General features: G+C 46.1%; 10 protein-coding genes and 21 tRNA genes. 5 read left to right on the forward strand and 26 right to left on the reverse strand.

Annotation, left to right across the window (positions count from 1 at the left end):
- Nucleotides 1-474, forward strand: a 474-nt coding sequence (locus tag L9Q40_RS20415) for an FAD-dependent monooxygenase (protein ID WP_498794445.1), incomplete at its 5' end; no start/stop codon positions are given.
- Nucleotides 475-607: 133 nt separating this feature from the next.
- On the opposite strand, the gene L9Q40_RS20420 is transcribed toward L9Q40_RS20415, so the two are convergent.
- The 26 genes from L9Q40_RS20420 to lolB all read right to left on the reverse strand — a co-directional run bounded on the left by L9Q40_RS20420 (nucleotide 608) and on the right by lolB (nucleotide 7,807).
- Nucleotides 608-692 (reverse strand) — tRNA-Leu (locus tag L9Q40_RS20420).
- A 53-nt stretch (nucleotides 693-745) separates the two neighbouring features.
- Nucleotides 746-820: transfer RNA gene (locus tag L9Q40_RS20425), tRNA-Gln, on the reverse strand.
- 42 nt (nucleotides 821-862) lie between these two features.
- Nucleotides 863-947, reverse strand: a tRNA-Leu gene (locus L9Q40_RS20430).
- Nucleotides 948-976: 29 nt separating this feature from the next.
- A tRNA-Leu gene (locus L9Q40_RS20435) sits at nucleotides 977-1,061 on the reverse strand.
- A 46-nt stretch (nucleotides 1,062-1,107) separates the two neighbouring features.
- Nucleotides 1,108-1,184 (reverse strand) — tRNA-Met (locus tag L9Q40_RS20440).
- A gap of 23 nt (nucleotides 1,185-1,207) precedes the next feature.
- Nucleotides 1,208-1,292: transfer RNA gene (locus L9Q40_RS20445), tRNA-Leu, on the reverse strand.
- A 69-nt stretch (nucleotides 1,293-1,361) separates the two neighbouring features.
- A tRNA-Gln gene (locus L9Q40_RS20450) sits at nucleotides 1,362-1,436 on the reverse strand.
- Between the two features lie 37 nt (nucleotides 1,437-1,473).
- Nucleotides 1,474-1,558: transfer RNA gene (locus L9Q40_RS20455), tRNA-Leu, on the reverse strand.
- A gap of 53 nt (nucleotides 1,559-1,611) precedes the next feature.
- Nucleotides 1,612-1,688 (reverse strand) — tRNA-Met (locus tag L9Q40_RS20460).
- 23 nt (nucleotides 1,689-1,711) lie between these two features.
- Nucleotides 1,712-1,796 (reverse strand) — tRNA-Leu (locus L9Q40_RS20465).
- Between the two features lie 53 nt (nucleotides 1,797-1,849).
- Nucleotides 1,850-1,924: transfer RNA gene (locus tag L9Q40_RS20470), tRNA-Gln, on the reverse strand.
- Nucleotides 1,925-1,953: 29 nt separating this feature from the next.
- Nucleotides 1,954-2,038: transfer RNA gene (locus L9Q40_RS20475), tRNA-Leu, on the reverse strand.
- Between the two features lie 53 nt (nucleotides 2,039-2,091).
- Nucleotides 2,092-2,166, reverse strand: a tRNA-Gln gene (locus tag L9Q40_RS20480).
- Between the two features lie 29 nt (nucleotides 2,167-2,195).
- Nucleotides 2,196-2,280 (reverse strand) — tRNA-Leu (locus tag L9Q40_RS20485).
- Nucleotides 2,281-2,313: 33 nt separating this feature from the next.
- Nucleotides 2,314-2,388, reverse strand: a tRNA-Gln gene (locus L9Q40_RS20490).
- Between the two features lie 31 nt (nucleotides 2,389-2,419).
- A tRNA-Leu gene (locus L9Q40_RS20495) sits at nucleotides 2,420-2,504 on the reverse strand.
- 29 nt (nucleotides 2,505-2,533) lie between these two features.
- A tRNA-Leu gene (locus L9Q40_RS20500) sits at nucleotides 2,534-2,618 on the reverse strand.
- 89 nt (nucleotides 2,619-2,707) lie between these two features.
- Nucleotides 2,708-2,784 (reverse strand) — tRNA-Met (locus L9Q40_RS20505).
- Nucleotides 2,785-2,862: 78 nt separating this feature from the next.
- Nucleotides 2,863-2,937 (reverse strand) — tRNA-Gln (locus tag L9Q40_RS20510).
- Nucleotides 2,938-2,968: 31 nt separating this feature from the next.
- Nucleotides 2,969-3,053, reverse strand: a tRNA-Leu gene (locus L9Q40_RS20515).
- A gap of 38 nt (nucleotides 3,054-3,091) precedes the next feature.
- Nucleotides 3,092-3,168: transfer RNA gene (locus L9Q40_RS20520), tRNA-Met, on the reverse strand.
- 284 nt (nucleotides 3,169-3,452) lie between these two features.
- Nucleotides 3,453-4,544 carry a redox-regulated ATPase YchF gene (gene ychF, locus L9Q40_RS20525; RefSeq protein WP_014231060.1) on the reverse strand — a complete coding sequence of 364 codons (1,092 nt, stop codon included), beginning with the start codon at nucleotides 4,542-4,544 and terminating at the stop codon, nucleotides 3,453-3,455.
- A 10-nt stretch (nucleotides 4,545-4,554) separates the two neighbouring features.
- Nucleotides 4,555-5,145 carry an aminoacyl-tRNA hydrolase gene (gene pth / locus L9Q40_RS20530; protein ID WP_014231061.1) on the reverse strand — a complete coding sequence of 197 codons (591 nt, stop codon included), beginning with the start codon at nucleotides 5,143-5,145 and terminating at the stop codon, nucleotides 4,555-4,557.
- 181 nt (nucleotides 5,146-5,326) lie between these two features.
- The gene (locus L9Q40_RS20535) at nucleotides 5,327-6,271 is read right to left on the reverse strand and encodes a ribose-phosphate pyrophosphokinase (RefSeq protein WP_014231062.1); all 945 of its coding nucleotides are present in this window, start codon (nucleotides 6,269-6,271) and stop codon (nucleotides 5,327-5,329) included.
- A gap of 28 nt (nucleotides 6,272-6,299) precedes the next feature.
- Nucleotides 6,300-7,172, reverse strand: coding sequence for a 4-(cytidine 5'-diphospho)-2-C-methyl-D-erythritol kinase (gene ispE / locus L9Q40_RS20540; protein ID WP_020333321.1), 873 nt, complete (start codon nucleotides 7,170-7,172; stop codon nucleotides 6,300-6,302).
- Nucleotides 7,169-7,807, reverse strand: coding sequence for a lipoprotein insertase outer membrane protein LolB (gene lolB / locus L9Q40_RS20545; protein WP_081280994.1), 639 nt, complete (start codon nucleotides 7,805-7,807; stop codon nucleotides 7,169-7,171). The genes ispE and lolB overlap by 4 nt, the downstream gene beginning before the upstream one ends.
- 134 nt (nucleotides 7,808-7,941) lie before the next feature.
- Here lolB and hemA point away from each other — a divergent pair, with 134 nt between their 5' ends.
- The 4 genes from hemA to L9Q40_RS20565 all read left to right on the forward strand — a co-directional run.
- On the forward strand, nucleotides 7,942-9,198 hold the full coding sequence (gene hemA, locus L9Q40_RS20550; protein ID WP_020333322.1) for a glutamyl-tRNA reductase: 1,257 nt from the start codon (nucleotides 7,942-7,944) through the stop codon (nucleotides 9,196-9,198).
- Between the two features lie 29 nt (nucleotides 9,199-9,227).
- On the forward strand, nucleotides 9,228-10,316 hold the full coding sequence (prfA, locus tag L9Q40_RS20555; RefSeq protein ID WP_014231066.1) for a peptide chain release factor 1: 1,089 nt from the start codon (nucleotides 9,228-9,230) through the stop codon (nucleotides 10,314-10,316).
- 3 nt (nucleotides 10,317-10,319) lie between these two features.
- Nucleotides 10,320-11,180: a peptide chain release factor N(5)-glutamine methyltransferase gene (gene prmC, locus L9Q40_RS20560; protein ID WP_498794446.1), complete on the forward strand. Its 861-nt coding sequence runs from the start codon at nucleotides 10,320-10,322 to the stop codon at nucleotides 11,178-11,180.
- A gap of 36 nt (nucleotides 11,181-11,216) precedes the next feature.
- On the forward strand, nucleotides 11,217-11,573 hold a 357-nt coding region (locus L9Q40_RS20565; protein WP_498794447.1), incomplete at its 3' end, for a SirB2 family protein.

The raw sequence follows: 11,573 nt of genomic DNA on the forward strand, positions 1-11,573 counted from the left end.
TCGCCAAAACGCATCAAGCAACTTGGTGCCATGACCAAGCAACAATTAAAAAACGAAATTATAAGTTACTTCCCGAAAGAATTAGGGGATATAGAGGTTCTGCAGTTTGGTTCGTTCCCTTTAACTCGCCGTCATGCTCAGTCATATTCGAATAGAGGCTGCGTACTCGTCGGAGATTCCGCTCATACCATTAACCCGTTAGCTGGGCAGGGTGTGAACCTAGGTTTTAAAGATGTTGATGTGTTGCTGTCGGTTACACAAGGTCAGGAAGAACTCACTGAGCCGCTTTTGGCCAAATATGAGCGAGCACGTCGTCCTGATAATCTGTTAATGCAAACGGGTATGGACTTTTTCTACAAAGGCTTTAGCAATGATTTAGGGCCTTTGAAGCTTGCACGCAATGCGGCATTAAAGTTGGCTGAACATTCAGGGCCAATTAAAGCGCAAGTGTTGAAATACGCGTTGGGTATGTGATCAGAAATAAATAGAAGATAGAAAAAAAGCGAGCCAAGAGCTCGCTTTTTTAATTCGACAAATCAGAGATTCATCGAGTCCAGAAACAGAAAAAAGAAAAAACCCAGCATTAGTTTGCTGGGTTTTCCGATAATGGTGCGGAAGGAGAGACTTGAACTCTCACACCTTGCGGTGCCAGAACCTAAATCTGGTGCGTCTACCAATTCCGCCACTTCCGCAACTTAATCTGTAGATATCAAGATAATTGGTAAAATCTCAATATCATTTTGTATGGCAGGGCTACCTGGATTCGAACCAGGGAATGGCGGCATCAAAAGCCGCTGCCTTACCGCTTGGCGATAGCCCTACAGGTATAGTCATGAGACTATGTCTTTCTAAAAAGAAAGAATGGTGCGGAAGGAGAGACTTGAACTCTCACACCTTGCGGCGCCAGAACCTAAATCTGGTGCGTCTACCAATTCCGCCACTTCCGCATATTTTGATATTGTAGATGAGTTTAAGATGGTGCGGAAGGAGAGACTTGAACTCTCACACCTTGCGGCGCCAGAACCTAAATCTGGTGCGTCTACCAATTCCGCCACTTCCGCATCTTAAATCTACATGACTGTAAGCCTAGGCTTTCAATCTAATCAATGGTGGCTACGACGGGATTCGAACCTGTGACCCCATCATTATGAGTGATGTGCTCTAACCAGCTGAGCTACGTAGCCAACTCAAATTGTTTAATCAAGAATGGTGCGGAAGGAGAGACTTGAACTCTCACACCTTGCGGCGCCAGAACCTAAATCTGGTGCGTCTACCAATTCCGCCACTTCCGCATCTTGATCTTTAGATATTCAGATAATTGGTAAAATCTCAATATCATTCCTGTATTTCAAGGAAAATAATGGCAGGGCTACCTGGATTCGAACCAGGGAATGGCGGCATCAAAAGCCGCTGCCTTACCGCTTGGCGATAGCCCTACAAATAAATAGTCAAAAACTACTTATTATGAATAAATGGTGCGGAAGGAGAGACTTGAACTCTCACACCTTGCGGCGCCAGAACCTAAATCTGGTGCGTCTACCAATTCCGCCACTTCCGCAACTTATTCTGTAGTTATAAAGGTAATTGGTAAAACCTAAATAACGTTATAAATGGTGGCTACGACGGGATTCGAACCTGTGACCCCATCATTATGAGTGATGTGCTCTAACCAGCTGAGCTACGTAGCCAACTCAAATTGTTTAATCAAGAATGGTGCGGAAGGAGAGACTTGAACTCTCACACCTTGCGGCGCCAGAACCTAAATCTGGTGCGTCTACCAATTCCGCCACTTCCGCATCTTGATCTATAGATATCAAGATGATTGGTAAAATCTTAATATCGTTTTGTATGGCAGGGCTACCTGGATTCGAACCAGGGAATGGCGGCATCAAAAGCCGCTGCCTTACCGCTTGGCGATAGCCCTACAGGCAGTAGTTTTCACTACTTAAAATATGGTGCGGAAGGAGAGACTTGAACTCTCACACCTTACGGCGCCAGAACCTAAATCTGGTGCGTCTACCAATTCCGCCACTTCCGCAACTAAATCTATAGACATCAAGATAATTGGTAAAATCTCAACGTCGTTGTATATGGCAGGGCTACCTGGATTCGAACCAGGGAATGGCGGCATCAAAAGCCGCTGCCTTACCGCTTGGCGATAGCCCTACAGGCAGTAGTTTTCACTACTTAAAATATGGTGCGGAAGGAGAGACTTGAACTCTCACACCTTACGGTGCCAGAACCTAAATCTGGTGCGTCTACCAATTCCGCCACTTCCGCATAATTACTGAGAACACTCAATAATTTAAATAGTGGCAGGTCTACCTGGATTCGAACCAGGGAATGGCGGCATCAAAAGCCGCTGCCTTACCGCTTGGCGATAGACCTGCAGGCAGTAGTTTTACAACTACTTAAAATATGGTGCGGAAAGAGAGACTTGAACTCTCACACCTTGCGGCGCCAGAACCTAAATCTGGTGCGTCTACCAATTCCGCCATTTCCGCATATATTCTTTAATAGAGTTAAATCAAGATGGTGCGGAAGGAGAGACTTGAACTCTCACACCTTGCGGCGCCAGAACCTAAATCTGGTGCGTCTACCAATTCCGCCACTTCCGCGTCTTGAACTCTATAAACCATCAGTTAATTGGTAAAAACTAATAGTTGTTTTTCTTTATCACAAAGATAGTTCTTTCAAAAAGAAAGAATGGTGGCTACGACGGGATTCGAACCTGTGACCCCATCATTATGAGTGATGTGCTCTAACCAGCTGAGCTACGTAGCCATCTTTTTGAGCGAGACAATATAAACCTTCGCGCTCTAAGTGACAACCCCTTTATCAAGGAATCTCCACTTTGAATAGTGGCAGGTCTACCTGGATTCGAACCAGGGAATGGCGGCATCAAAAGCCGCTGCCTTACCGCTTGGCGATAGACCTGCAGGCAGTAGTCTTACAACTACTTAAAATATGGTGCGGAAGGAGAGACTTGAACTCTCACACCTTGCGGCGCCAGAACCTAAATCTGGTGCGTCTACCAATTCCGCCACTTCCGCATCTATTCCTAATCACTCTTTCAAAGAGTATTTAGGAATGGTGGCTACGACGGGATTCGAACCTGTGACCCCATCATTATGAGTGATGTGCTCTAACCAGCTGAGCTACGTAGCCAAAACCATATTTTTCGTTCTCAACACTTCGTTGCCTTGTTGTCGGGAACGGCGCGCATTATGCGAAGTTGAGTAAGATCCGTCAACAGTTTTTTTAAATAAATCTCGGAAAAAACCTCGTTCGCTTCCTTTTTAAACAAAGAGGCGTGTTTATGATCTAAAACTGGAAAAAAAATCGCTTGCAGCTAGGTAGTTAACTTCAGGTCTTTTGTTGAAGGAATAAAAAAAGCCAGCAATCATGCTGGCTTTTTATCTAAATGAAGTGTTTAAAATTCATTCATTTAATTAAACGTTGAAGCGGAAGTGAATAACATCACCGTCTTTTACGATGTATTCTTTACCTTCTAGACGCCATTTACCTGCGTCTTTCGCACCACTTTCACCGTTGAATTCGATGAAGTCGTCGTAACCAACAACTTCCGCACGAATGAAGCCTTTTTCAAAGTCAGTGTGGATCTTCGCTGCTGCTTTTGGCGCGGTTGCACCTACAGGGATTGTCCATGCACGAACTTCTTTTACGCCAGCGGTAAAGTAAGTTTGTAGGTTTAGCAGTTCGTAACCTGCACGAATCACGCGGTTCAGACCTGGTTCTTCGATACCTAGGTCTGCCAGGAACTCTTCACGCTCGTCATCTTCTAGCTCAGCCATTTCTGACTCGATAGCCGCACATACAGGAACAACAACGTTGTTTTCTTTTGCTGCAAATTCACGTACAGCATCTAGGTATGCGTTGTCTTCAAAACCATCTTCGTTCACGTTAGCGATGTACATGGTTGGCTTTAGCGTCAGGAAGTTTAGGTAGCCAATTGCAGCTAGCTCTTCTTTAGCAAGCTCAACGGTACGCGCTGAACCGCCTTCTGTTAGCACTGGAAGCAGCTTTTCAAGAACAGTTAGCTCGAATTTCGCGTCTTTATCACCACCTTTTGCTTTCTTTGCGTTACGCTGGATCGCGCGCTCACAAGAGTCAAGGTCAGCCATTGCTAGCTCAAGGTTGATAACTTCAATATCTTCAATTGGAGATACTTTACCTGCTACGTGAACGATGTTGTCGTTTTCGAAACAACGTACAACGTGGCCGATCGCGTCAGTTTCACGGATGTTTGCCAGGAATTTGTTACCTAGACCTTCACCACGTGATGCACCCGCTACCAGACCTGCGATGTCGACGAATTCCATTGTAGTAGGCAGCACTTTCTGTGGGTTAACGATCTTTGCTAGTGCATCTAGACGTAGATCTGGCACAGGAACTACACCAGTGTTTGGTTCGATCGTACAGAACGGGAAGTTTGCTGCTTCGATGCCTGCTTTAGTTAGTGCGTTAAACAGAGTTGATTTACCAACGTTAGGTAGACCAACGATGCCACATTTAAAACCCATGATAGTAACCTTATTCAGCTTTGAACGTGTGGAGGCGATTTTGTGCTTTTGATAGGCCATCCTTGATCAGAATGTCTAGACAACGTACCGATTCATCGGTCGCGGCGTCCAAAAGCTCTTGTTCTTTAGCTGGAGCTTTACCTAGTACAAAACCTGCCACTTTATCTTTGTGTCCCGGATGGCCAATGCCGATACGAAGACGATAAAAATCTTTGTTGTTGCTTAATTTGCTTATTGTGTCACGCAGGCCATTGTGACCACCGTGACCGCCACCTTTTTTAAACTTAGCGACACCTGGCGGTAAGTCTAGCTCGTCATGAGCAACCATGATCTCTTCTGGTTTTATTTGGTAAAACTTCGCCATCGCGGCGATGGATTTTCCCGAAAGATTCATGAAAGTGGTTGGGATAAGCAAACGGAGATCCTGTCCGTTGACCATGATACGTCCGGTCAATCCGAAGAACTTTGGTTCGTTCTTCAGCGTAATGTTGTGAACGCGTGCTAATTCTTCTACAACCCAAGCGCCCGCATTATGGCGAGTTTTGGCGTATTCTGGTCCCGGATTAGCAAGACCAACGAGAAGTTTGATTGGTTGACTCAAGGTTAGGATCTCTCTGGAATCTCAAAAAGCGCAGTATGATAGCACAGAAAACTGACGGTGGGGGAACTCGGTTGAGATTGATCATTTCCTCAATGAGCCACCATTGGCTGTGTCCTGCGCACAAATAAAAAACACCCCAAAAGGGGTGTTTTAAAAAATCAGTGTAACTGAAATGTCCGAATTAGTTGAACATTGCAGAAATTGACTCTTCGTTGCTGATACGACGAATCGCTTCAGCCAGCATGCGAGATAGGCTTAGTGTAGTTACTTTACCTGTCGCTTCCATCTCTTTAGACATAGTGATTGAGTCGGTTACGATCACTTGGTCTAGTACAGAGTTGCCGATGTTTTGTGCCGCGTTACCTGAGAATACAGCGTGAGTTGCGTAAGCGAATACACGCTTAGCACCGCGCTCTTTCAGCGCTTCTGCTGCTTTACATAGTGTGCCGCCAGTGTCGATCATGTCATCAACGATCACGCAGTCGCGACCTTCAACATCACCGATTAGGTTCATCACTTCAGAAACGTTTGCACGTGGACGACGCTTATCAACGATAGCGATATCGATATCACCTAGCGCTTTTGCCGTTGCACGAGCACGGACAACACCACCAAGGTCAGGAGAAACCACTACAGGGTTTTCCAGGCCACGAGCTTGCATGTCTTCTAGTAGTACTGGAGTACCGAAGATGTTGTCTACAGGTACATCGAAGAAGCCTTGAATCTGCTCTGCGTGTAGGTCGATGGTCAGAACGCGGTCAACACCAACGTTAGATAGGAAATCAGCAACAACTTTTGCAGTAATTGGCACACGAGAAGAACGTACACGACGGTCTTGACGAGCGTAACCAAAGTAAGGGATAACTGCAGTGATACGGCCTGCTGAAGCACGGCGCATTGCATCAATCATAACAACCAATTCCATTAGGTTGTCGTTAGTCGGTGCACAAGTGGATTGAATGATGAAAACATCGCTACCACGAACATTCTCATTGATTTGAACTGCAACTTCGCCATCAGAAAAGCGAGAAACAGATGCATCACCAAGAGAGATGTAAAGACGATCAGCAATACGTTGGGCTAGTTCAGGTGTTGCATTACCAGCAAATAGCTTCATATCAGGCACGGTGGAAACCTCGGGTTTGCGTCCAGTTTTAATTAGGTCGGTGTGTGGCTGATTGGTATTCAGCCAGAGTCTCTTTTAATGGCGAAATATTGCGCCCTTGAGCGACAAATGCCGAGACATCATCAGAGAGTTGCGCAAGGAGAGTTTCTGCTTCTGATTTGCTCGAAAATTCAGCAAAAACGCAAGATCCTGTCCCAGTCAATCTTGACGGCGCGTATTGTAGCAGCCAAGAAAGTTGCTTATCAACCTCCGGATAGAGCATTCGGACAATTTTTTCGCAATCGTTTACGTTTGGTGTGTCCAAAAGTGTGGCTAGATCTCGTTTTGCGGTGTTTCGTGTTAAATCTGGGTGACGAAATACGTCAACGGTCGCGATCGAGACGTTAGGTCTTACGACGAGGTACCACTTTTCTTCCGGATAAGCCGGAGAAAGTTTTTCTCCGACACCTTCAGCAAAGGCAGCAAACCCACGTACAAATACTGGCACGTCAGCGCCAAGTTTCAAGCCAATTTGAGCAAGTTCATCATCACTGAGATTCAGTTGCCAAAGGTAGTTAAGTGCCACCAGAGTTGTCGCGGCGTTCGATGACCCTCCACCAATCCCACCGCCCATCGGCAAAACTTTTTTAAGATCAATGTGCGCACCTAAATGACACTGTGCGTATTCTTGCAGCGCAGTCGCGGCCTTCCAAATCAAATTATCTTGAAGAGGAACACCTTCAATTTCCGGAGTTAGGGTGATGTTTCCTGTTTTATTGGCTTGAATGGTGAGTTCGTCACCATGATCCACGAATTGGAAAAGCGTTTGGAGTTCGTGATAACCGTTTTCAGTGCGGCCATTGATGTAAAGAAAGAGATTCAATTTCGCCGGTGAAGGCCAGCGGGTTGAAATGTCGATCATTGGGTGATGTTCCATTTGGTGATCAGGAGGTTTATTTTAACGTCCGACGTAGTCAGCTTTAATCGGTTTGGTAGCGGCAGTGCTTGCTCATGCCATTTTACATCGCTGTAGCGTTGGTAATCGATGTTCCAGTCGTTTAAGCCAATCTGCTTATTCAAGGCTTGCAGTGTATTGGTTGAGGAGAGTTTGAACGTGTCTGCGTCGGTTGGTAAACCGAGTAGCCAGTCAGGCATATGCTCTACCGGCATCATTAATCCGGTCAATTGGAATATTAGTTGGTTGGCATGACGCGCAGAAAGCACCTGGTCATCGTAAGTCTCTACCGTAGCACCATCTGGAGTGATGGTTAAGTTTAATGCGGTTTGACCAAGAATCGTCGTCAAACGCAGTTGACTGAGTGCCGTTGAATGTTTCCAGAAGAAATTAAGATTTTGTCTTTGGTCTGGCCCAATATAGCCAAGTTTGCCAGTTACTTGAAAATCATGAATCGCTTCAAGTTTTTTTTCGTGAGTTTGCCATTCCACGCTGGTGATACTTTCCGGAACAGAGCTACAGCCAGCGAGTATCAGACTCGACAAGACAAATATTATAAAGGAGCGTAAGGTCATGTTTGATGGCTTATTAATCAGTTTCATCGGTATTCGCTCACAACTATAGCATTGAAAAGTCGCAGTTAGGAAAACAAATCCGGCTTGCCCTTTCAATAAATGCGTGCTTACAGTAAAATTCTGAACCTATTTCATAATCGATCTCAGAGATACCACGTTAGATGTCCTTGCTTGCTATTGGAATTAATCACAATACAGCGTCTGTCGACTTGCGCGAGAAGGTGGCGTTTGGACCGGATAAACTCGGCCCGGCCCTCGAGCAACTTAGAAAGCACGAAGCGGTAAACGGCAGTGTTATTATTTCAACCTGTAACCGAACCGAGTTGTATTGCGACGTAAAGCAAGGGGCACGTAACAAGTTAATCGATTGGCTGGTCGAGTTTCATGACGTGAGCCGGGAAGAGCTGATGCCGAGTTTGTATGTGCACGAAGAGCAATCTGCTATCAAGCACTTAATGCGCGTCTCATGCGGTCTCGATTCTCTGGTATTGGGCGAGCCGCAGATTTTAGGACAGGTGAAGCAATCTTTTTCCGACTCGCGTGAACACCAAACGGTTGATGCGTCGATTGATAAGCTTTTCCAAAAAACCTTTTCTGTTGCGAAACGTGTGCGTACAGAGACGGATATTGGCGGCAATGCCGTGTCGGTGGCCTATGCGGCATGTACACTGGCGAAACATATTTTTGAATCACTGTCTGACTCTACGGTGCTTTTAGTTGGCGCGGGAGAAACCATTGAATTGGTTGCCAAGCACTTAGCCTCTAACGGCTGCTCTAAAATGATTGTGGCTAACCGCACCAAAGAGCGCGCGCAAGGCCTTGCAGATGAATTTGGAGCAGAGGTGATCAGCTTAAACGAAATTCCTGATCACCTTGCCAGAGCCGATATTGTTATTAGTTCTACGGCAAGCCCGTTGCCTATTATTGGTAAAGGTATGGTCGAAACGGCGCTGAAAAAACGTCGTCATCAACCTATCTTACTGGTTGATATTGCGGTACCGCGCGACGTAGAGCCTCAAGTTGGTGAGCTTAACGACGCTTACCTGTACTCTGTTGATGACCTGCAGTCGATTATTGACAGCAATATTGAGCAGAGAAAAGTAGAAGCCATTCAGGCAGAAGCGATTGTGAGTGAGGAAAGTGCTGCGTTTATGACGTGGTTGCGTTCACTACAAGCGGTCGACAGTATTCGCGATTATCGCGAGTCAGCAAACAATATACGTGAAGATTTATTGAGCAAAAGCCTGCAATCATTGGCGGCTGGCACAGACCCGGAAAAAGTTCTGCGCGAGCTCAGTAATAAACTCACCAATAAACTGATTCACGCCCCAACTCGAGCACTTCAGAGTGCAGCGGAGCAAGGCGAACCAGCAAAATTAACGATTATCCGCCAAACACTCGGTTTGGATGATCTATAACTCACGCTTTTTATTAAGAAAACGACACTATGAAAGCCTCTATTCTGACTAAGCTAGAAACGCTAGTAGAACGTTACGAAGAAGTTCAACATCTTCTTGGTGATCCTGACGTAATTGGAGATCAGGATAAATTCCGTGCTCTATCCAAAGAGTACTCTCAGCTAGAAGAAGTAACTAAGTGCTTCCAGGCTTATCAACAAGCGCAAGATGATCTTATCGCCGCTGAAGAGATGGCTAACGAAGACGACGAAGAAATGCGTGAAATGGCGCAAGAAGAGATCAAAGAAGCGAAAGCTACTATCGAGCGCCTTGCTGATGAACTGCAAATTCTTCTTCTGCCAAAAGATCCAAACGACGATCGTAACTGTTTCCTAGAAATCCGTGCCGGTGCTGGCGGTGATGAAGCGGGTATCTTTGCGGGTGACCTGTTCCGTATGTACAGCAAGTACGCGGAGAAAAAAGGCTGGCGCATTGAAGTGATGTCTTCAAATGAAGCTGAGCACGGCGGTTACAAAGAGATGATTGCCAAAGTAAGCGGCGATGGTGCTTACGGTGTATTGAAATTTGAGTCAGGCGGCCACCGTGTACAGCGTGTTCCAGCAACTGAATCTCAAGGCCGAGTGCATACTTCTGCTTGTACCGTTGCAGTTATGGCTGAAATTCCTGAAGCTGAAATCCCAGAGATTAAAGCGGCAGACCTTAAAATCGATACTTTCCGTGCATCTGGCGCGGGTGGTCAGCACGTTAACACTACAGATTCTGCAATCCGTATTACCCACTTACCAACGGGTACCGTGGTAGAGTGCCAGGACGAGCGTTCACAGCACAAAAACAAAGCGAAAGCGATGGCCGTTCTTGCTGCACGTATTATTCAGGCTGAAGAAGCGAAGCGCGCGGCTGAAGTGTCAGATACTCGTCGTAACTTGCTAGGTTCTGGTGACCGTAGTGACCGTATTCGCACTTACAACTACCCTCAAGGCCGCGTTTCAGACCATCGCATCAACCTGACGGTTTACCGTTTGAATGAAGTGATGGAAGGTGACCTACAAAGCTTGATCGACCCTGTTGTTCAAGAGCACCAAGCAGACCAACTAGCGGCGCTAGCTGAGAACGCTTAATCGATGACTCAAGTTCAATCTATTGAGCAAGCACTGAAAAGTGCCACAGCAAAACTGACAGAGGGCGGCAAAGAGTCGCCTTCTCTCGATGCGGCAGTCCTGCTTTGTCATGTCCTTGGCAAACCAAGAAGTTATCTACTTACCTGGCCTGAACGAATCCTAGAAGCTGAACAACAAGTGCAGTTTGATGCTTTGCTTGAGAGACGTTTAGCGGGTGAACCTGTTGCTTATATTATTGGTGAGCGTGAGTTCTGGTCTTTGCCACTGAAAGTTTCCCCTTCTACTTTGATTCCAAGACCGGATACCGAGCGCTTGGTGGAAGTCGCCTTAGATAAAACTTTTGAGCAGAGTGGTTCTATCCTAGATTTGGGTACTGGGACGGGTGCTATCGCTTTAGCTTTGGCTTCTGAGATGCCAAATCGTCAGGTGATGGGTGTCGATCTTAAGCAAGAAGCGAAAGAGTTAGCCGAGTACAATGCTGAGCAACTCAATATCAAAAATGTGACGTTCGCTCAGGGAAGTTGGTTCGAACCTGTTGCTCCGGGAACAAAGTTTGCTCTTATTGTTTCTAATCCCCCGTACATCGATGAGAAAGATCCGCATTTAGCTCAAGGTGATGTGCGTTTTGAACCCAAATCTGCACTTGTGGCTGATGAAGGCGGGTTGGCGGATATTCGTCATATCTCTGATGCTGCTCGTCAGTACCTTGAAGAGGGTGGTTGGCTTGTTTTCGAGCACGGCTACGATCAGGGGCAAGCGGTGAGGGACATCATGGGTAGCTTTGGCTATCAACAAGTCGTTACTGAACAAGATTACGCTGGCAATGACCGGGTGACCCTTGGTTGTTTTGCCGCAGAACAATAACGAGAAAGTCAGCAAATTTAAACTAAGAGAAGAAAAATGTACGTAGCTCTAAAACATATTCACCTCGTGACCATTGCACTTAGTGCGACATTGTTGTCGATTCGCTTTGTGTTAATGATGATGAACTCGCCAAAACGTAACAACCGTTTTTTGAAAGTGTTCCCGCATATTGTTGATACTGCGCTACTCGTATCTGGTATCGCTCTGATCTTCGTCACTGGCTTCATTCCATTTACTGACGCAGCGCCTTGGTTAACCAACAAGATCACTTGCGTGTTAGCGTACATTGCTCTGGGCTTCTTCGCTTTGAAGTTAGCCAAAAACAAACTACTTCAAATTTTCGGTTTCTTCGGTGCATTAGGCTGGTTAGTGATGGCCGCTAATATGGTAGGT

The sequence above is a fragment of the Allocatenococcus thiocycli genome (genome assembly GCF_921292965.1).
GTDB classification, from domain to species: domain Bacteria; phylum Pseudomonadota; class Gammaproteobacteria; order Enterobacterales; family Vibrionaceae; genus Vibrio; species Vibrio natriegens.